The sequence below is a fragment of the Pseudomonas sp. genome (genome assembly GCF_030150285.1).
In the GTDB taxonomy this organism is placed as follows: Bacteria; Pseudomonadota; Gammaproteobacteria; order Pseudomonadales; family Pseudomonadaceae; genus Aquipseudomonas.
The window spans coordinates 44639-65656 of record NZ_JASLGE010000082.1 but is presented as its reverse complement, the minus strand read 5'-3'; the positions used below and the strand labels follow the sequence as shown (position 1 = coordinate 65656).

14 protein-coding genes are annotated in these 21018 nt (G+C 61.8%); 5 read left to right on the top strand and 9 right to left on the bottom strand.

Features of this window, described 5'->3' with window-relative positions; genetic code table 11:
- From dusB to Q1W15_RS19725, 8 genes are all read right to left on the bottom strand, one after another.
- A partial coding sequence (dusB, locus tag Q1W15_RS19760) for a tRNA dihydrouridine synthase DusB (protein WP_300731168.1) occupies positions 1 to 957 on the bottom strand: 957 nt, incomplete at its 3' end.
- Positions 958 to 1142: 185 nt separating this feature from the next.
- Positions 1143 to 2390 (bottom strand): DUF3426 domain-containing protein, encoded by a 1248-nt coding sequence (locus Q1W15_RS19755; RefSeq protein ID WP_034126417.1) that lies wholly within the window; start codon positions 2388 to 2390, stop codon positions 1143 to 1145.
- A gap of 30 nt (positions 2391 to 2420) precedes the next feature.
- Positions 2421 to 3299 (bottom strand): 50S ribosomal protein L11 methyltransferase, encoded by an 879-nt coding sequence (prmA, locus tag Q1W15_RS19750; RefSeq protein ID WP_034126418.1) that lies wholly within the window; start codon positions 3297 to 3299, stop codon positions 2421 to 2423.
- A gap of 267 nt (positions 3300 to 3566) precedes the next feature.
- Positions 3567 to 4928 carry an acetyl-CoA carboxylase biotin carboxylase subunit gene (gene accC / locus Q1W15_RS19745; RefSeq protein ID WP_003188188.1) on the bottom strand — a complete coding sequence of 454 codons (1362 nt, stop codon included), beginning with the start codon at positions 4926 to 4928 and terminating at the stop codon, positions 3567 to 3569.
- A gap of 17 nt (positions 4929 to 4945) precedes the next feature.
- The gene (gene accB, locus Q1W15_RS19740) at positions 4946 to 5410 is read right to left on the bottom strand and encodes an acetyl-CoA carboxylase biotin carboxyl carrier protein (RefSeq protein ID WP_003188191.1); all 465 of its coding nucleotides are present in this window, start codon (positions 5408 to 5410) and stop codon (positions 4946 to 4948) included.
- Positions 5411 to 5434: 24 nt separating this feature from the next.
- Positions 5435 to 5890 (bottom strand): type II 3-dehydroquinate dehydratase, encoded by a 456-nt coding sequence (aroQ, locus tag Q1W15_RS19735; protein ID WP_014716732.1) that lies wholly within the window; start codon positions 5888 to 5890, stop codon positions 5435 to 5437.
- Between the two features lie 304 nt (positions 5891 to 6194).
- Complete coding sequence (locus Q1W15_RS19730; protein WP_054918784.1) at positions 6195 to 8156, bottom strand: methyl-accepting chemotaxis protein; 1962 nt, start codon at positions 8154 to 8156, stop codon at positions 6195 to 6197.
- Between the two features lie 53 nt (positions 8157 to 8209).
- Positions 8210 to 9880, bottom strand: coding sequence for a PleD family two-component system response regulator (locus tag Q1W15_RS19725; protein WP_034126420.1), 1671 nt, complete (start codon positions 9878 to 9880; stop codon positions 8210 to 8212).
- 298 nt (positions 9881 to 10178) lie between these two features.
- Between Q1W15_RS19725 and Q1W15_RS19720 the strand changes: the two genes are divergently transcribed.
- From Q1W15_RS19720 to speA, 4 genes are all read left to right on the top strand, one after another.
- The gene (locus Q1W15_RS19720) at positions 10179 to 11246 is read left to right on the top strand and encodes a DUF2333 family protein (RefSeq protein ID WP_034126421.1); all 1068 of its coding nucleotides are present in this window, start codon (positions 10179 to 10181) and stop codon (positions 11244 to 11246) included.
- 2 nt (positions 11247 to 11248) lie between these two features.
- Positions 11249 to 11785: an NUDIX hydrolase gene (locus Q1W15_RS19715; protein ID WP_034126422.1), complete on the top strand. Its 537-nt coding sequence runs from the start codon at positions 11249 to 11251 to the stop codon at positions 11783 to 11785.
- A 306-nt stretch (positions 11786 to 12091) separates the two neighbouring features.
- Positions 12092 to 12463: a translation initiation factor Sui1 gene (locus tag Q1W15_RS19710; protein WP_032893757.1), complete on the top strand. Its 372-nt coding sequence runs from the start codon at positions 12092 to 12094 to the stop codon at positions 12461 to 12463.
- A 142-nt stretch (positions 12464 to 12605) separates the two neighbouring features.
- Positions 12606 to 14519 (top strand): arginine decarboxylase, encoded by a 1914-nt coding sequence (gene speA, locus Q1W15_RS19705; RefSeq protein ID WP_300731158.1) that lies wholly within the window; start codon positions 12606 to 12608, stop codon positions 14517 to 14519.
- Between the two features lie 41 nt (positions 14520 to 14560).
- Here speA and Q1W15_RS19700 read toward each other — a convergent pair whose 3' ends face one another.
- Positions 14561 to 15889: an MATE family efflux transporter gene (locus Q1W15_RS19700; protein WP_300731156.1), complete on the bottom strand. Its 1329-nt coding sequence runs from the start codon at positions 15887 to 15889 to the stop codon at positions 14561 to 14563.
- 150 nt (positions 15890 to 16039) lie between these two features.
- Between Q1W15_RS19700 and Q1W15_RS19695 the strand changes: the two genes are divergently transcribed.
- Positions 16040 to 20929, top strand: a complete 4890-nt coding sequence (locus Q1W15_RS19695) for an alpha-2-macroglobulin (RefSeq protein WP_300731155.1) — start codon at positions 16040 to 16042, stop codon at positions 20927 to 20929.
- Positions 20930 to 21018: the final 89 nt, after the last annotated feature.

The following is a 21018-nucleotide window of genomic DNA, read 5'->3' as shown; positions in this document are numbered from 1 at the left end:
GAACTCACGAACGGTGGCGACCTGTGCCTGCGTTTCATCCAAACGATTGAACTGAGCGCGGAATTCCTTGGCGCCCGGCAAGGTGGCGAGATACCAGCCGACATGCTTGCGAGCAATGCGTACTCCCATCACGTCCCCATAAAAGGCGTGCAGGGCGGCCAGATGCTCTAGCAGAATACGTTCCACCTCGACCAACTCTGGTGCCGGCAAGACTTCACCGGTACGCAGGAAATGCTCGATTTCACGAAAAATCCACGGCCGCCCCTGGGCGGCCCGGCCAATCAACAAGCCATCGGCACCGGTCGCGTGCAGCACGCGCCGGGCTTTCTCGGCACTGTCGATGTCGCCATTGGCAAAGACGGGCATCGACACGGCCTGCTTGATCGCGGCAATGGTGTCGTACTCGGCTTCACCGGTATAAAGGTCGGCGCGGGTACGGCCATGCACCGCCAGCGCTGTAATGCCTGCCTGTTCAGCGATCTTCGCCACCGTCAGGCCATTCTTGTTGTCCCGGTCCCAACCGGTACGAATCTTAAGGGTCACCGGTACATCCACTGCGCCAACAACGGCCTGCAGGATCTCGGCGACCAACTGCTCATCTTTCAACAGTGCGGAACCGGCGGCCTTGTTGCAAACCTTCTTGGCCGGGCAGCCCATGTTGATGTCGATGATCTGTGCACCCAGCTCCACATTGGCCCGTGCGGCATCCGCCAGCATCTGCGCATCGCCCCCGGCGATCTGCACCGAGCGTGGCTCGGGATCACCTTCGTGGATCATGCGCATCCGCGACTTGCGGGTGTTCCACAGACTCATGTCGCTGGTAACCATTTCAGAGACTACTAGACCCGCGCCCAAACGCTTGCACAGCTGACGAAAGGGCTGGTCGGTGACACCCGCCATCGGGGCGAGGATCAAGCCGTTTTGCAATGTGTATGGGCCGATGCGTACCGCCGACATAGGACTTCCCTGTTGTGGGGCCGGATCATTAGAGTTCGAAAAAGGGTTGGCATGATACCCGCTCTCGATGACTGGTTAAAGGCTGAATTGGATAAAATCTGAACAGTTACTTTTTTATCGCCATCGGTTTGGTTGACGGCGGTCAAGTCAATAATCCGCCGTCAAACCTCGGTGGGTACGCCGTTTTACTCGGGCGAGTGGAAGCTCAGGCTGTAGTTCACGGCTCTATTGCCCGGATCAAGAATGTCCAGGGAGATGTGGATAGGCGTCTGCGAGGGCATTTCGCTGACGCCAGCCAACTCGCCGCTGAGGTATTCGGCGGGCTTGAAGCGACGACTGGCAATCAGGCTGCCGTTCAAGTCCGCAAAGCGCAACTCCAGCAGCGGGAAGGGCTGAGAGAAGGTCGCACGGTTATAGATGATGGCATCGACCACCAGCGCCCCGGCGAATTCGGGGTGGCTGCGCACCACCAGATTGCTGCTCTTTATGTGGGTAATGTCGACCCGCGATGGCACGGTGCACCCCAGTTTCGGGCATAACGCCTGGAACCAGGGACGGTAGGCGTCCTGGCGGGCCAGGTCGTCGAATTGGTAGGCGATGTACTGGCCGGCCAGACCGGCAGCGGCGAGTACCACCAACAATATCCAGACCAGACGGCGACCCCAGCTTGACGGACGCTTCTGCGCATAGAGGTGCAGGGGGTCGTCTTCCAGGTCCTGGAGTAACTCGTCGTGTACACCAGCCTCCGTTCGCGCGCGCTTGCGGCGCGGCTGTGCGCGGTCTTCGGGTTCAGGCTCATCGTGCTCGTCGCGGGTGGGTGTCAGCGGCGGGTCGAGGTCGTCATCCACGGTAGTGGCGTGCAGAGCTGGTTCGTCATCGAGTTCGTCGACGTGGGCCGACATGGACGGTTCGGTGCGCTGTTTGGACGCAGGTGCCTTAACCGGCTCGGGCTCTTCTTCTGGTGCCTGGGCGCGCTCTTGGGGTGGCTCACTGAACAGGCTGGCCGCCCACTTTTCTTCCTCGGCCTTGACCGTATCGCGGCTGGCGCTGAAGGACTCTTCCTTTTGCCGGCGGTCGGCACCTGGCTGGCGACGTTCCGCACCCAAGGCCTGGGTATGTTGGATCTCGCGACGTTCCAGCTTGGCCAGTTCCTTGTCCAGGTTATCCAGGTCCAGCTCTTCGGCCGTCCACTGTTTCTGGCTGATGGCCCGTGGTGGCTCGGGAGGTGCTTCGCCAATCGGTTCGGGGGTTGTCGGCGCTTCAGGTTCCGGCGCAGACGCCTGGGCACGTTGCTCCAGCAACTGGCGAGCGGCGTTGAACACTTGCAGGCACGAGCCGCAACGCACCACGCCGCGGGCCACGCTCAATTGAGCGTGGTTGACGCGAAAGCGCGATTGGCAATGTGGGCACTGGGTGACGAAACTGTCGGTCATGCGGCCATCCGATTCAGGCAAGCGCTCATTCTAGCGCCGACGACCGCTGATGCGTACCCAGCCATCACGGTTGGCGATCGGGTCCAGCTCGAAGTCTTTGGCGTAGGCCGCAGCCACGTCTTCACCTTGCTCGGCGAGGATGCCCGACAGCGCCAGGCGCCCGCCCGGCTTGACCAGGCTCGACAGTTGCGGCGCCAGCGACACCAGTGGCCCGGCGAGGATATTGGCCACCAGCACATCGGCCTGAACCTGGGGCAGGTCCTCAGGCAGGTAGAGTGGGAATTTGCCTTCGGCAATGTTGTTGCGCCCGGCGTTATCGCGGGAGGCTTCCAGGGCCTGCACGTCGATATCGGTGCCCACGGCCTCCTTGGCGCCCAACAGCAGGGCGGCGATGGCCAGGATCCCCGAGCCGCAACCAAAGTCCAGTACGTTGCTGTCGGTCAGGTCCTGGCCGTCCAGCCATTCCAGGCACAGGGCGGTGGTCGGGTGCGTGCCGGTACCGAACGCAAGGCCCGGGTCCAGCAGCAGGTTGACGGCGTCTGGCTCGGGCGCGGCGTGCCAGCTTGGCACGATCCACAGGCGCTGGCCGAAACGCATGGGCTGGAAGTTATCCATCCAGCTGCGTTCCCAGTCCTGGTCTTCGATGACTTCGCTGTGATGCTCGGGCAGCGGGCTGCCGGTGAGCAGTTCCATATGGGCCAGCACGGCAGCGGCGTCGGTGCCGTCTTCGAACAGGGCCAGCAAGTGGGTGTGGGACCACAGCGGCGTGGTGTTGAGTTCCGGCTCGAAAATCGGCTGGTCTTCGGCGTCCATGAAGGTCACCGACACGGCGCCCACTTCGAGGAACGCGTCTTCGTAGGTTTCGGCTTGTTCTGGGCTGATGGCGAGACGGACTTGCAGCCAAGGCATGGCGGGCACCTTTGAAAAAAATGAATGTGCGGCGGGCAGGCCGCGAAAGCGCGCAAGTTTACGCGAGAGCAAGCCAGAAGACGACTGCGCCGACGATCGTTCCCGCGCTCGGCGTGGGAATGCCGCCTCGGACGCTCCGCGTCCCGTTGTTAAGGCGTGGCGCGGAGCGCCACAAGAGGCGTTCCCACGCCGAGCGTGGGAACGATCAGGGGTCGGTGGCCCATAAACAACAAAACCGCCCGAAGGCGGCTTTGTTGGGTGGAGCACTTACTGGTTGGCCAGCTTGTGTTCCAGGTAGTGAATGTTCACACCACCTTCGCAGAAGCCTTCATCACGAACCAGATCCCGATGCAGCGGGATGTTGGTCTTGATGCCGTCGACCACGATTTCGTCCAGGGCGTTGCGCATACGGGCCATGGCCTCGTCGCGAGTGGCACCCCAGGTGATCAGCTTGCCGATCAGCGAGTCGTAGTTGGACGGAACCTTGTAGCCGCTGTACAGGTGCGAATCCACACGTACGCCGTTGCCGCCGGGCGCGTGGAAATGCTTGACCAGGCCAGGGCTTGGGATAAAGGTTTTCGGGTCTTCGGCGTTGATGCGGCACTCCAGGGAGTGGCCGTGCATCTTCACGTCGTCCTGGGTGAAGGACAGCACGTTACCGGCTGCGATGCTCAGCATTTCCTTGACGATGTCGATACCGGTGACCATCTCCGATACCGGGTGCTCTACCTGCACACGAGTGTTCATCTCGATGAAGTAGAAGCGGCCGTTTTCGTAGAGGAACTCGAAGGTACCGGCGCCACGGTAATTGATGTCGATGCACGCCTTGACGCAGCGTGCCAGGACTTCCTGACGCGCCTTTTCATCCAGGCCCGGAGCCGGAGCTTCTTCCAGGACTTTCTGGTGGCGACGTTGCAGCGAGCAATCGCGGTCGCCCAGGTGGATAGCGTGGCCCTGGCCATCGGACAGTACCTGGACTTCCACGTGACGTGGGTTGGTCAGGTACTTCTCCAGGTAGACCATCGGGTTGCCGAACCAGGCGCCCGCTTCGGAGCGGGTCTGCTTGGCGGCTTCGATCAGGTCTTCTTCCTTGTGCACCACGCGCATGCCGCGACCACCACCGCCACCGGCGGCCTTGATGATCACCGGGTAGCCGACTTCGCGACCAATGCGCAGAGCGGTTTCCTCGTCTTCAGGCAGTGGGCCGTCGGAGCCTGGAACGGTTGGCACACCGGCCGCGATCATGGCGTCCTTGGCCGAGACCTTGTCGCCCATCAGGCGAATGGTTTCGGCTTTCGGGCCGATGAAGGCAAACCCCGATTTTTCCACTTGTTCGGCGAAGTCGGCGTTTTCCGCGAGGAAGCCGTAGCCCGGGTGGATGCCATCGGCGCCGGTCACTTCTGCCGCGGCGATGATATTCGAGACTTTCAGGTACGAGTTCGTGGCCAGTGGCGGGCCGATGCAGATGCTTTCGTCCGCCAGTTTCACGTGCATCAATTCGGTATCGGCCGTCGAGTAAACAGCGACGGTCTTGATGCCCTCTTCCTTACAGGCGCGCAGGATACGCAGCGCGATCTCGCCGCGGTTGGCGATCAGGACTTTTTGCAGTTTCTTCGCAGGTTTCAACATCGAAGGCGCTCCGCGGTTCAAACGATGGTGAACAGCGGCTGGTCGTACTCAACCGGCTGACCGTTTTCTACCAGGATGGATTCAATGACGCCGGCTTTTTCCGCGGTGATGTGGTTCATCATCTTCATCGCTTCAACGATGCAGATGGTGTCGCCCACTTTCACGGTCTTGCCCACTTCAACGAAGGCTGGCGAGGTCGGTGCCGGGGTGCGGTAGAAAGTACCGACCATTGGCGACTTGACCACGAAGCCGTTCAGCGCAGGAGCGGCTGGGGCGGCAGGTGCAGCGGCGGCGGCAGGTGCGGCAGCCGGAGCTGCAGCGGCTGGAGCCGGTGCTTGCATCTGTGGCGCGTAGAACTGTTGGGCCGGGGTCTTGCTGTGACGGCTGATCCGTACGGACTCTTCGCCTTCCTTGATTTCCAGCTCGTCGATACCGGATTCTTCCAGCAGTTCGATCAGTTTCTTAACTTTACGGATATCCATGAATCATCAACTCCCAAGGGTCGGTCAGGGGCGTTTAGCCTGTTCTTCAATGTGTTCCAGGGCGGCCTCCAGGGCCAGTCGGTAACCGCTGGCGCCAAGGCCGCAGATCACTCCTACCGCTACGTCGGAGAAGTAAGAGTGATGGCGGAAAGCTTCGCGTTTGTGCACGTTCGATAAATGCACTTCGATGAATGGGATGCTCACCGCCAGCAGCGCGTCACGTAATGCAACGCTTGTGTGCGTAAAAGCGGCGGGATTGATCAGAATAAAGTCCACGCCTTCGCCGCGCGCGGCATGGATGCGATCAATCAATTCATACTCGGCATTGCTTTGCAGGTAGAGCAAATGGTGGCCGGCTTCACGTGCCCGTCGTTCCAGGTCGAGGTTGATCTGATCGAGGGTTACTGCCCCGTAGACGCCCGGTTCGCGGGTGCCAAGCAGGTTCAGGTTGGGTCCGTGAAGAACCAGTAAGGTCGCCATTGGCTGTTCCTTGTTATTGGTGTGGGTGCGTCAGAACCCGGCGACTATGCCGCAAAGCCTTTGTGACTGTCCAGTTCTATGCAGTAGCCGGCACGATTAGCGAGGATTGCGCAAAATTTGTGACTGGGAGACGGCATTTGGTCAGTGTGGGAGCTGATCGCACCCACGCTCCTCGTGGGCACGCATCCAGTGACGCTCTGCGTCACGGCTTTAAAGCGGGACGCGGAGCGTCTGGGGCGACATTCCCACGCGGAGCGTGGGAACGATCAGCCACATTGCGGTCTTCATAGAGGGCCGGATCGGGTTAGACGCGGAAGGCTTGCACGGCGGTAGTCAGTTGCCCGCCCAGTACCAGCAGGTGCTCGCCCTGGCTCCGGCCCTGGCCAATACGCAGCAAATTATCCTCACCCAATTGATGAATCCGCTCACTGTTGTCGCGTATCTCGCTCACGGCGCCACTCTGCTGCGCGGTCACATCGGCAATGCGTACGGCGGTATCCGAGATGGTCTGGATCGCCCCGACGATTTCATCCAGCGCGCCATCCGCCGCCTGGGCCTGCTGGGCGGTGGCTTCGGCGTGTTCGACCTGGGCGCGCATGCCTTCTACCGACTGGTGCGCGGCGCTTTGCAGGCCGGCGATCAGGCCCTGGATTTCGGCGGTGGCGCCGGCAGTACGCTGGGCCAGGGAGCGCACTTCGTCGGCTACCACGGCGAAACCACGTCCGGCTTCACCGGCGCGGGCGGCTTCGATAGCGGCGTTGAGCGCCAGCAGGTTGGTCTGGTCGGCAATCGAGCGAATCACCGTGAGCACGCCGCCGATGGTGGCGGACTCTTCGGCAAGTTTCTCGATCATCTGCGCGTTTTGCTGCACTTCGCCTACCAGCGCATGCAGCCCGGTGAGGCTCAGGCCGATCACACGCTGGCCTTGCTCTACCGCCTGGCCCGCACTGCGACTGGCCCCGGCGGCCTGGCTGGCATCCCCGGCGACTTGCTGGATGGTGGCTTCCAGTTCGCCCAGGGAATCACGGATTTGCGCGGTGTCGCCGGCCTGGCGCTCGGCGCCGTCGTGCAGGCCGCTGCTCAGTTCGGCCAGGGCGCGGCTGCTGCCTGCCACTTCTTCGGCATTGCCACGGATGGTGCCGACCAGATCCACCAGGTAGGCGCGCAGGCGGTTAAGGGAGGCCTCGATATCGTGCAGTTCACGGTTGGTCTTGCCCAGGGCAATCGGTTGGCTGAAGTCGCCTTCGGCCCAGGTCGACAAGGCGGGTGCCAGGTTGGTCAGCACGCGCGCCAGGCGGCGTTGCAGGGTATCGATCAGCAATGCGATCAGCAGGATCAGACCAATCATCACCCCCTGCATCACACGCACTTCACCCTGAATCTTCGCGTGTTGCGCGCGCACCACGGGTTCCAGGCCGGCGATGGCCTGTTGTACGTTGGTGATTTTAAGGTGGGTGCTGGCGGCGAGATCGGCGCGTTGCTGGATCTGTTCACGGGTGCGTTGGAGTTCGGCGGGGTAGCGGGTCAACAGGCTGTTGAGTTCGCGCTTGAGGTCGACGCCGGTGTCCTGGGCTTCGGTTTTTTCGGTATTTTCCAGGCCCATCAACGCGGAAAAATCATCGGTGTGGGATTCAGCGCTGGCCTTTATTCCCAATAAGGGCAGCTGCGCAAGCAGGTCGGCCTGAGTGCGCAGGTTGGTCACTTCCCGCTCGACATCCGCGGCCAACTCGGCGCGCCCGCTGCTGACTAGCTTGTCGCGGGCCAGGGACAGTTTGCCCAGGTGCTGTGAGGCTGCGAGCAATGGCGACATATAATGCGCAGCCTCCGCGGAATTGACACCGCTGGCGTACTGGCTCAATTGTTCCAGGTTCGCGCCCAGTTCACGCTCGGCTTGCAGCAACAGGGCTTGCGGGTCGCCAGCCAATTTACCGGCGGCCAACAGGTCGGTCTTGCTGAAAGTCTCCAGGTCCATGAGGCTGGGGCGCAGGTTTTGCGCCAAGTCGGGCGGCAGTTCGCCCAGCTGAAGCTGCAGGCTTTCCAGGCTCTGGGTTGCACTGCTCAGGCGCAGGGCATCGCCGCTGGCTAAGTAGTCCTCGATGTTACGGGCAGCCTGGTTTTGAAAGACCTGGGACAACCCGAGGTAGCGCTCCATCAACAAGTACGGACGCTCCAGCGCCCGTTGCGACCACCACAGTGTCGCCCCGAGGGCCAGGCACACAGCCACCAGCAGAAGGGTATTGAGATTGGTCAGCAGCTTCAGGCGCATGCGGGGTTTCAACCGACGGCAAGAGATAAGCGCCTGAATTTATTGCGTTTGTATTACAGCGTTATGACCGAATCGGTGGATTCTGGTGAAAAGATGGCACTTTGCTTTGATGTACGAGCGGCTTGCACGCGATTACGTCCGGCGTCCTTGGCGCGGTACAGCGCTTCGTCAGCCTGGGCGGCCATCATCAAGCTGTCGGAACCGTCGCACAGCTCCACCAGGCCGGCGCTGAAGGTGCACCACAAATCCTGCGGTTGGGCGGGGTAGTGGATTTCTGCAAAGCGCCGACGAATGTCGTCCAGCACTTTGCAGGCCGATTCCAGGTCGGTGTCGGGCATCACGATGGCGAACTCTTCACCGCCGTAGCGGCCGATGTAATCGGTCTTGCGCAAACGCTGCTTGAGAAACAGTGCCAGGCTCTTGATCACCCGGTCGCCCATGGGGTGGCCGTGGCTGTCATTGACGCGCTTGAAGTGGTCGATATCGAGCATGGCAAAGCTCAACGGCTTGTTCTCGCGGCGTGCGCGGAAGCTGCAATCTTCGAGCAGTTGCAGGATATGCGTGTGGTTGTACAGCCCGGTCAGGCTGTCGCGCACCATCCGTGCCTTCAAGTTGCGCGCACGTGACGCACGGTTGCGCACAGTGGTGATCAGGTGACGCGGCTTGATCGGTTTGGTGAGGAAATCGTCACCGCCCTCGCTCATCGCATCCAGCTGTTTATCCAGGTCGTCCTCGGCCGACAGGTAAATGATCGGCACACTGACGTAGCGGTCGTTGTGGCGAATCACCTTGGCCAGTTCGGTGCCGGTACAGGCAGGCATGTACATGTCGAGGATGATCAGGTCGGGCTGGAAATCCGCCAGCTCGGCCATGGCCTGGATCGGTTCGGTCAATGTGCGGGTGACAATGCCGGCACTGTTGAGCAGGCGTTCGGTGTGCAGCGCCTGGGCCCGCGAGTCGTCGATGATCAGCACTTTGTACGGTTCGTACTGGGCCGCGCAGGTTAGCACTTCGATCTTTTCCAGCAGGCTTGAGGCCTCCAGGGTGCCGGTCAGGAACTCTTCGCCGCCGGCGCGTACGGCGGCCAGGCGTGTCGGGGTGTCGGTTTCGTGCAGGCTGAAAAACAACAGCGGCAGCTTTTGCTCCAGGCCCTCCTGGGCCTCTGCCGCGAGCTTCAGGCCCAGGCCGGTGCCGCAGAAGTCCACGTCCATCACGATCGCCGACGGCAAACGCTCGGCCATGGACGCGCGAAAGGCGGCCACGCTGTCCAGGGCGTGGGCGCCCATGCCGAAGAACTCCAACTGCTTGGCCAGGCGTTCGGCGCGGTCATGGTCGGCCAGCATCACATAGATCGGCTTGCGCATCGGCGGCAGGAAGGTTTGCTCAAGCTGATCGCCCTGGCGCAGGCCGGTGCGGGACAGGCGTTGCATCAAGCGGTTGAGCTCGGTGATCAGTTGGCTGCTCAGACGGCCACGGTTCTCGTCCACAGCCTGCAAGGATTGACTGATATGCCGTGCCAGTTGTGTGTGTTCGGGCTGTTCGAAGCGTTCGGCGAAGCGTTGCAGGCGCAGGTTGGCTTCGCTGAGTTCGGAAAAGTCGGCGTTCGACCACTCGCTGCGTTGCAGGCGCTGCCAGATCTCAAGAATTTGACGTGCCTGATGAATTACCCGCTGGGCAAAGTGCTGCTTGAGACGCTCGCGGCTGGGGTCTTCTGACTCGGTCATATCCTGACTACTGTGAGGGTGCATGCTGAGGTCGACTGATGGCTCTATGCTAGCACCTCTTTTCTGATAGATGAGTGTCATACGTCAATTAAGTCTGCGTGCCTGCCATTCAGTTATTGACCAATGGGTCGCGCAGCGTAAATCGCGTGCATCCTTTATAGTCCAAGCGCGCTGGTGCGCCAGTTTCGTGTAAAAGCCCCGCACCGATGGGCACGATGGGGTAGGGTTGTGGTCGGAATGTCTGAACGCACCCGGACAATTGACGTGCATGAACTCAAGTGATTGAAAGGATATCGCCATGCTGGACTGGAAAAACCGCGAAGGCAGTGCCAAAGGCCCCGCCGCTGAGCCCAAGTCGGCCAACCGCAGCTATTTTCGCAACCTGCTGATGAGCCGGGCGTTGCTCAGCATCATCGGCTTGTACCTGCTGGTCACCGGTGGCCTGGGTTGGTACTGGAGCCAAGAGCCGGCGCTGTTTCCGGTGCAGCAAAATGCCCAGCTTGCCGCCGAGAAGGAAGGCAAGCAGATGGTGGTGGGTTACACCACCGTCGAAACCCTCAAGACCGTGGTCGGCACCTTGCTGAACAAGCCAGGCGGCTACATCTCCAACGACCGTTTCCCGCCAGGCTTGTGGATGGACAACATGCCGAGCTGGGAATACGGCGTGCTGGTGCAGGTGCGTGACCTTACCCGCGCCCTGCGTAAAGACTTCGCCCGCTCCCAGTCGCAGTCGGCTGAAGACGCTGACTTGGCCAAGGCCGAGCCGCGCTTCAACTTCGACAACAAGAGTTGGGTGCTGCCATCCAGTGAGTCGGAATACCAGGAAGGCATCAATTCCTTGAGCCGCTACGAAGCGCGCCTGTCTGACCCGAACCAGCGCGGCGCGCTTTTTTATGCGCGTGCCGACAACCTCAACAACTGGCTGGGCGATGTGGCCACACGTTTGGGCTCGCTGTCCCAGCGTCTGTCCGCCAGCGTGGGCCGGGTCAAGTTGAACACTGCGCTGAAAACCGAGACGCTGGCGCCGGGTGAAGTGCCGCAGGTCGATGAAGAAGTGGTGGAAACCCCATGGATGCAGATCGACAACGTGTTCTACGAAGCGCGCGGCCAGGCATGGGCGCTGTCCCATCTGCTGCGTGCCATCGAAGTCGATTTTGCCGACGTACTGGCCAAGAAAAATGCCACCGTCAGCGTGCGCCAGATCATTCGGGAGCTAGAGGCCTCGCAAGAACCGGTATGGAGTCCTATGATTCTTAACGGCAGTGGCTTCGGCGTACTGGCGAACCATTCGCTGGTGATGGCCAACTATATTTCCCGGGCAAACGCTGCAGTGATCGACTTGCGTCAGCTCCTCAACCAGGGTTGATGATGGACGCTACTCAAAAGGAGGCCGCACACCGAGCAGCCTCCGACGCTGAACTGATCTGCTGGGTCGACGAGCAGGACCACCTGCTCGGTCACTTGGTCAGGTCCGACCTGCGCCAGCGCGGCTTGATCGGCCGTTGCACGTTTATCTTCCTGTTCAATTCCAAAGGCGAGCTGTGTGTGCATCGGCGCACGCTGAGCAAAGCCCTGTACCCGGGGTTCTGGGATACGGCGGCGGGCGGGATGGTGGCGGCGGGAGAAAGCTATGCCCTGTCGGCACAGCGGGAATTGGCGGAAGAGCTGGGCGTGAGTGGCGTGGAGTTGGTCGAGCACGATCATTTTTACTTTGAAGATGGCGACAGCCGCCTGTGGTGTACGTCCTACTCTGCTGTATGGGACGGCCCGCTGTGTTTGCAGCCTGAAGAGGTCATGGAAGCGCGTTTTCTATCCATTGAAACGGTGCTTGCAGAGGCCGAGCAAAAGTCTTATTGCCCGGACGCCCAAGAGGGCTTGCGGCGCTATCTCGCCTCACGTCGCTAAAGTTGTATAAATTGGCGCCATTTGGCTCTTAGCAACTTGGCTTTTTGCCGTTACACTGCGCGCCTTTTCACCCGAACCGCTATTGTTTCACCCTGTAGGAGCGAGCTTGCTCGCGAAAAACGCCAAGACACCGCGTGCTGGCTGAATGCCCGCGTTATCGTTGACGATCTTCGCGAGCAAGCTCGCTCCTACAGTGGTGGTGGCCTTGACGGTTCGGTAGCGCTGCCCCTGCCTGAGTGGGGCTTCGCGGTCGGTCACCGCCTTGTGCGGCGCCGATCAGTCTTCATCCTCCCAAGAGGATTGCCGGTGGCCAAAAAAGCCGCATCCTTCGCCGCCCTTGGTGGCCTGGTATTTTCCACCGACGCAGGTCGACACTGCCCGGACTGTCGTCAGCCCGTGGATTCGTGCACCTGCAAACAGACCCTGATCCCCGAAGGCGACGGTATTGCCCGCGTGCGTCGCGAGAGCAAAGGCCGTGGCGGCAAGACGGTGACCACTATCACCGGCGTGCCCCTGGCTGAAGACGCCCTGAAGGAATTGGCCACCTCGCTGAAAAAGCGCTGTGGCACCGGTGGCGCGTTGAAAGACGGGGTTATCGAGATTCAGGGCGATCACGTCGAGTTGCTGTTGGCCGAGCTGATCAAGCTCGGGTACAAGGCCAAGAAGTCCGGCGGCTGAAAGCCTCTTCCCAACCTGTGGCTAAACTCTGTCCTGCCAGTGGGGTCTACTTCCCTTGCAGGCAAATCGTCATTTTCATTCTTTAGACTGCGCCAGCCTCCGCGAGAGGTGGCGCCTTCGCCTTCATTTATAGGGGACTTCGATGTCCGTACGACGCACACGCAAAGACGATGGCAGCCAATGGACAGTTGCGGACAGCCGCAGTGTTTACGGGATTCGCCATTGGGGGGCCGGGTATTTCGCGATCAATGAAGCCGGTCGCGTAGAAGTCCGTCCGAACGGCCCGAACAGCTCGCCCATCGATCTGTACGAGCAAGTCGACGACCTGCGCAAAAGTGGCTTGTCCTTGCCATTGCTGGTGCGTTTTCCAGACATTCTGCAAGACCGTGTACGCCAGTTGACCGGTGCTTTCGATGCCAACATCGAGCGCCTGGAATACCAGAGCCAATACACCGCGCTGTACCCGATCAAGGTGAACCAGCAAGAAGCGGTGATCGAGAACATCATCGCTACCCAGGACGTGTCGATTGGCCTTGAAGCCGGTTCCAAGCCCGAGCTGCTGGCCGTGCTGGCGCTGGCCCCGAAGGGCGGCACCATCGTGTGCAACGGCTACAAGGACCGTGAGTTCATCCGCCTGGCGCTGATGGGCCAGAAGCTGGGCCATAACGTGTTTATCGTCATCGAGAAAGAGTCCGAAGTGGACCTGGTGATCGAAGAGGCCGCCTCGCTCAAGGTCAAGCCACAGGTGGGCTTGCGCGTGCGCCTGTCCTCGCTGGCCTCCAGTAAATGGGCCGACACCGGCGGCGAAAAGTCCAAGTTCGGTTTGTCGGCCGCGCAACTGCTGTCGGTGGTTGAGCGCTTCCGCGACGCCGGCCTGGATCAAGGCATTCGCCTGCTGCACTTTCACATGGGCTCGCAGATCGCCAACCTGGCCGATTACCAGCACGGCTTCAAGGAAGCGATTCGTTACTACGGCGAACTGCGCAACCTTGGCCTGCCAGTCGACCATATCGACGTGGGCGGCGGTCTGGGCGTGGACTACGACGGTACGCACTCGCGCAACGCCAGCTCGATCAACTACGACATGGACGACTACGCCGGTGTCGTGGTGGGCATGCTCAAAGAGTTCTGCGACGCGCAAAGCTTGCCGCACCCGCACATCTTCTCTGAAAGCGGCCGTTCGTTGACCGCCCACCACGCCATGCTGGTGGTGCAAGTCACCGATGTTGAGAAGCACAACGACGACGTGCCCGTGATCGAAAACAAGGAAAGCCTGCCGGAAACCGTGCAGTGGCTGATCGACTTGCTGGGCCCGACCGACATTGAAATGGTCACCGAAACTTACTGGCGTGCCACGCACTACATGAGCGACGTGGCGACCCAGTACGCCGACGGCAAACTCACCCTGGCGGAAAAAGCCTTGGCCGAGCAGTGCTACTTCGCGGTGTGCCGCCGCCTGCACAACTCGTTGAAAGCGCGTCAGCGTTCGCACCGTCAGGTGCTGGACGAACTCAACGACAAGCTGGCCGACAAGTACATCTGCAACTTCTCGGTATTCCAGAGCCTGCCGGACACCTGGGCGATTGGCCAGGTACTGCCGATTCTGCCGTTGCACCGCCTCGACGAAGAGCCGCTGCGTCGTGCCGTGCTGCAAGACCTGACCTGCGACTCCGACGGCAAGATCAAGCAATACGTCGACGAGCAGAGCATCGAGACCAGCCTGCCGGTTCACAGCCTGAACGAAGGCGAAGACTACTTGCTGGGCATCTTCCTGGTGGGTGCGTACCAGGAAATCCTGGGTGACATGCACAACCTGTTCGGTGACACCGACTCGGTGAACATCTACCAGAACCCGGATGGCAGCGTGTACCACGCCGGTATCGAGACCCACGACACCATCGAAGACATGCTGCGTTACGTGCACTTGTCGCCGGAGGAGTTGATGACTCACTACCGCGACAAAGTGGCCAGCGCCAACATCAGCGCCAAAGAACGCACCCAGTATCTGGACGCTTTGCGCCTTGGCCTGACGCGTTCGTCTTACCTGTCGTCGTAAACGGGCCCCCTGTAGGCGCGAGCAATATCGCGCCTACAGGGTTACGGGGTAAACCACTGAATGCGCACTGCAGACAGCCCCAGAACCCCACTGCGCAGCACCATAAACAGTAAAAAACTGATCCACAGCCCATGGTTGCCATAGCCATGTAGGGCCCAGGCCACCGGCAGGGCAATGACCACGCTGATGATCATCGCATTGCGCATCTCCCGGGCGCGGGTGGCTCCGATAAACAGCCCGTCCAACACGTAACTCCACACCGCAATCAATGGCAATACGGCCAAGTACGGCAAGTACTGGAAGGCGGTTTCGCGCACGCTGGGAATGTCGGTTTGCAGGGCGATAAACCCGCGCCCGCCGAACAGAAACAGCAGCGCAAACATCGCACTGGCCAGTAACGACCAACCGCACGCGACCACCATCGAGCGACGCAATGCGGTGCGATCACGGGCACCGATGGCGTGGCCGCACAACGCTTCAACGGCGTGGGCCAGGCCGTCCAGCGCATGAGCGGTCAGCAGCAAGCCGTTCAGCAACAAGGCATTGGCTGCCACGGTGGCATCCCCCAAGCGAGCGCCTTGCAAGGTGATTAAAAAGAACACCGATTGCAGCAGCAGGCTGCGGATAAAAATATCCCGGTTTACCCCCAGCAACGGCTGCCAGTTGTGCCACACCTGCAGCGCGGCCCAGCGCATTTTGCCGGGGTACGCCCGCAGCGCCCCCCGGGTCAGCCACAGCCCCAGCAGGGCACCGCTCCACTCGGCAATCACCGATGCCCGCGCCGAACCCGCGACGCCCCAGTCCAGGCCAAGTACAAACCACAGGTTGAGTACGATATTGACGACGTTGGTGGTCAGCAGTATCGCCAGCGGTGCTCGGGCGTTTTGCGCGCCCAAAAACCAGCCTACCAAGGCGTACGTGGCGAGGGCACCGGGTAACCCGAAGAGCCGGGTATGGAAGAACTCCAGCGTCAGGGCCTGCATGTCGGGAGAAGGCTGCATCACGCTCAAGGCCAAGCCGCTGAACGGGAGCGCAATGGCCCCCAGGCACATCGACAGCAGCAGGCCGAGCAGCAGGCCTTGCAACAGTATTTGACGCAATGCACTGCCGTCGCCGCGCCCGGCAGCCTGGGCCGCAAACCCGGTGGTGCCCATGCGCAAAAAGCCCATTGCCCAGGCCAGGAAGGTGTACAGGCTGCCACCCACCGCCACCGCGCCCAATTGATGGGCGTGGGGCAAATGGCCGATGACGGCGCTGTCCACCAGCGTCACCAGGGGCACCGAAATGTTCGAGAGGATCATGGGGGCCGCCAGCGCCCATACCCGGCGATGGGTCGGGCGGTCGCGCCAGTCGGCTAGCAGAAAAGACATGCAGGCTCCTTTGAAGGGGCGCGATTGTAACCGCACAGGCCGGGTGACGAACCTATCCCTCAATTGTGGGTCAGTCTGACCGGCGAGTCTGTGGTTCTCGCCGTGCTGTTATATAGTCGACCCCTTCAACGCCCTGTTAACGAGCCCATCATGCTTAAAAAAGGATTGTTCCTGGCCTGCACGCTGGCGCTGCTCAGCGCGTGTGACTCCTCAAGCGTCGACGCCCCGGCGGCACCAGCCGTTGCGGCCAGCCAGCCGGCCAAACCGGTTCAGGACGTCAAGGCGCTGGCCGAGCGCTATGCCGGGCGTGAACTCAGCGTGGTGGACGTCTCGGAGGTGCAACTGGACGGGGCCAGCACCTTGTCGGTGAGCTTCTCGGTGCCGCTGGACCCGGAGCAGTCCTTTGCCGATAAAGTGCATGTGGTGGATACCAAAACCGGCAAGGTCGACGGTGCCTGGGAATTGTCCGATAACCTGATGGAACTGCGTCTGCGCCACCTTGAGCCGCAGCGCCAGTTGGTACTGACCGTCGACCCCGGCGTGCGGGCGGTCAATGACGCTCGGCTGGCCGAAGAGTTTGTCAGCCGCCTCGAAACCCGCGACCTGCAACCCACGGTCGGGTTTGCCAGCCGTGGCACGTTGCTGCCCACGCGGTTGGCTCAAGGCCTGCCGGTGATTGCGCTGAACGTCGACAAGGTGGATGTGGAGTTTTTCCGGGTCAAACCCGAGTCGCTGCCCGCCTTTCTCAGCCAATGGGGCCGCAACAGCAGCCTGCAAAGTTATGAAGCCCGCGACCTGCTGGGCATGGCCGACCTGGTGTACGGCGCCCGGTTTGACCTGAACCCGGCGCGCAACACGCGCGAAACCGTGATCCTGCCGACGTCGGGCATCAAGCCTCTGCAAGCGCCGGGCGTATACCTGGCCGTGATGACCGCATCAGGCAGTTACAACTACGCCACGCCGGCCACCCTGTTCACCCTCAGTGACGTGGGTCTATCTGTGCACCGCTATCAGAAACGCCTGGATGTGTTCACCCAAGCGCTGGAAGGTGGCAGCGCGTTGGCCGGTGTGGAGCTGCAAGTGCTTGATGGCAAAGGCCAGGTGCTGACCACTGGCAAGACGGGCAAAGACGGCCACGCTGAGCTGGCGTTGGCACCCAAGGCTGAAGTGCTGGTTGCCCGTGAAGGCGACCAGACCAGCCTGCTGCGTCTGAACACGGCGGCCCTCGACCTGGCTGAGTTTGATGTCGGTGGCCCGCAGGCTCACCCGTTGCAATTCTTTGTGTTTGGCCCTCGCGATTTGTACCGCCCCGGCGAAACGGTGCTGCTCAATGCCTTGCTGCGCGACCGCGATGGCCAGCCGGTCAAAACCCAGCCGGTGAGCGTAGAAGTGCGTCGCCCGGACGAGCAGGTCAGTCGCAAGTTTGTCTGGTCCCCGGACGCTTCCGGCTTCTATCAATACGCGCTGGACCTGGCGGGCGAAGCGCCGACCGGGCGCTGGCAACTGGTGTTCGACCTGGGTGACGGCAAACCGCAGCTCTATGAGTTTCTGGTCGAAGACTTTCTGCCCGAGCGAATGGCGCTGGAACTCAAGGGCAGCGACACACCGCTGAGCCCCGATCAAACCGCCCATATCCAGGTCACGGGCCGCTACTTGTACGGTGCGCCTGCCGTGGGTAACCGCCTCAGTGGCCAAGTGTATGTGCGGCCGCTGCGCGAAGCCGTCAGTACCTTGCCGGGGTATCAGTTCGGTTCGATCACCGAAAGCGACCTGACCCAGGACCTGGAGCTGGATGAAAGCGTGCTCAACGCCCAGGGCACCGAGACGCTGAGCATTGAAAGCCGCTGGAGTGAGGCCCGCTCGCCGTTGCAACTGATCGTTCAGGCCAGCCTGCAAGAGTCGGGCGGGCGCCCGATTACCCGGCGTCTGGTGCAGCCGGTGTGGCCGGCGGAGCGCCTGCCGGGTGTGCGCGGGGTGTTTGACGGCACTGAAACCGAGGGTGACGGCCCGGTCGAGTTCGAGCTGCTGGTGGCCGACAGCCAGGGCAACAAACTGGCCGCCGACGACCTTAAGGTGCGGCTGGTGCGTGAGCGCCGTGACTATTACTGGAACTACTCCGAAAGCGATGGCTGGAGCTATCACTACAACGAGAAGTTTTTAAACCTCAACGAAGAGACCGTCAGCCTCAAGGCCGGTGCCACTGCCAAGGTCAGTTTCCCGGTGGAGTGGGGCCCGTACCGGGTTGAAGTGCAAGACCCGCAAACCGGGCTGGTCAGCAGCCTGCAATTCTGGGCGGGCTACCGCGCGCAGGACAACGCTGAAGGCGGTGCCGTGCGCCCCGATCAGGTCAAGCTGGCGCTGGACAAGGCGGCGTATGCCAATGGCGACACCGCCAGGGTCACCGTCACACCACCGGCGGCGGGTAAGGGCTACTTGCTGGTTGAAGGCAGCGACGGCCCGTTGTGGTGGCAAGAGATCGACGTGCCGGCCGAAGGCAAGGCGTTCGACATCAAGATCGATCCGACGTGGGCTCGCCACGATTTATACATCAGCGCCCTGGTGATTCGCCCCGGTGAGCGCAAAACCGCGATCACCCCCAAGCGCGCGGTGGGGGTGCTGCACTTGCCGCTCGATCGCACCCAGCGCAAGCTGGCGCTGACCCTCGACGCCCCGCAGACCATGCGCCCCAAACAACCGCTAACGGTGAAGCTTCACGTCAAAAACGCCGATGGCAGCGTTCCCGCGCAAGCCCATGTGGTGTTGGCCGCCGTGGACGTCGGCGTGCTGAACATTACCGATTACGTCACCCCGGACCCTTACGCCAGCCTGTTCGGGCGCAAGGCGTATGGCGCGGACCAACTGGATATTTACGGGCAATTGATCGAAGCCGGGCAGGGCCGTCTGGCCAGCCTCGCGTTTGGTGGCGATGCCGCGCTGGCCAAGGGCGGCAAGCGCCCGGCCACCAGTGTGACCATTGTTGCCCTGCAAAGCGCTCCCGTAAGCCTGAACGCACAGGGCGAGGGCGAAGTCAGCGTCAACATTCCGGACTTCAATGGTGAATTGCGCCTGATGGCACAAGCCTGGACCGACGACCGCTACGGCATGGCCGAGGCCAAGACCGTGGTCGCGGCCCCGCTGGTGGCCGAACTGGCTGCCCCGCGCTTTATGGCCGGTGGCGACCAGACTCGGCTGGCGCTGGACCTGTCCAACCTGACCGCTACCGCGCAAACCCTGGATGTGCAGGTGAGCACCGAAGGCCAACTGGAGGTGCTGGGTGCGCCGTCTTCTAACGTCACCCTCAGCCCCGGCCAGCGCAGCACCTTGCAAATCCCGGTCAAGGCGCTGGGCGGGTATGGCACCGGCCAGGTCAAGGTCACCGTCAACGGCCTTGAAGTGCCGGGCGAGACCCTGGCACCGTTCACCCGCGAATGGACATTGGGCGTGCGCCCCGCGTACCCGGCGTTGCTCAAGCATTACCGCGCGGTGCTCAACGAGCAGCCGTGGAGCCTGCCTGAGGGCGAGTTGCAAGCCTTCGAGCCGGCGGGGCGTGAAGCCTTGCTCAGCCTGTCGAGCCGGCCGCCGCTGAACCTCGGCGAGCAAATTCGCGCGCTCAAGGCGTACCCCTATGGCTGTTCCGAACAAACCACCAGCGGCCTGTACCCGGCGCTGTACGCCGACGCGGCTTTGCTCAAGCGTCTGGGCCTTGAAGGTGAACCGGACGTCGACCGCCAGCGCAAGATCGAACTGGGCATCGAGCGCCTGCTGGGCATGCAGCGCTACAACGGCAGCTTTGGCCTGTGGGGCGCAGACGGTCAGGAAGAGTATTGGTTGACGGCCTACGTCACGGACTTCCTGCTGCGCGCTCGCGACCAGGGCTTTGCGGTGCCGCCTGAGGCGCTGAAAAAGGCCAGCGAGCGCCTGTTGCGTTACGTGCAAGAGCGCAACCTGATCGAAGCCGATGCCAGCGACAACCTCGAACACACCCGTTTTGCCGTGCAAGCCTATGCGGGGTTGGTGCTGGCGCGCAGTCAGCAGGCACCCCTGGGGTCGCTGCGCAGCCTTTTTGAACGCCGCAGTGAGGCGCGCTCCGGTTTACCGTTGGTGCAACTGGCTATCGCGCTGCAATTGATGGGCGACGCGCCGCGTGCCGATCAGGCCCTGGTGGCCGGCCTGGCCGTCACGCGCCCTGCCGATGAGTGGCTGGGCGACTATGGCAGCCCGCTGCGCGATCAGGCGTTGATACTGGCCTTGCTTGAAGAAAACAACCTGATGAACGGCCAGCGCGAACAACGTGTGTTTGCGTTGTCGGATCAACTGGCGGCTAGCCAGTGGTTGTCGACCCAGGAACGCAACTCGCTGTTCCTGGCCGGTCGCGGTTTGCTGAGCCAGCCGGCGCAACCCTGGGCGGCGCAACTGGTGAGTGGCGGGCAGACGCGCACGCTGAATAACAGCCAGTCGGGCATCAAACTGCAAGGGCCGTTGCTGGAGTCCCCGTTGACTGTGCACAACGAAGGCAGCGCGCCGGTGTATCAGCAACTGACCATCTCGGGTTACCCGCAGCAGGCCCCCGTGGCCGGTGGCGTAAACATGAGCATTCGCCGTGATTACCTGGGGATGAATGGAGAACCGCTGGACCTGCGGGCACTGAAAAGCGGCGACCTGGTGCTGGTGCATTTGGCTGTGACGGCCAAGCAGCGGGTGCCGGATGCCTTGGTGGTGGACTTGCTACCGGCGGGGCTTGAACTGGAAAACCAGAACCTGGGCCAGAGCGCAGCCAGCCTTGAAAACGCCAGCAGCCAGGTCAAGCAATGGCGCGAGTCGATGCAGAACGCGGCCGTGCAGCATCAGGAATACCGGGATGACCGCTACGTCGCCGCGCTGGACCTCGACGGCTACGGCACCACGCACCTGTTATACCTGGCCCGTGCCGTCACCCCCGGCACATACCGCGTGCCGCCGCCGCAAGTGGAATCGATGTACCGGCCCAACTGGCACGCCGTGGGCGAAACCCCGGGGCAAATGGTGATCAAAGGCCGATAACGCGGCACTGGAATTGGCACCCGTAGGCGCGAGCTTGCTCGCGATCTTTTAAAGATCAAAAGATCGCGAGCAAGCTCGCGCCTACGGCA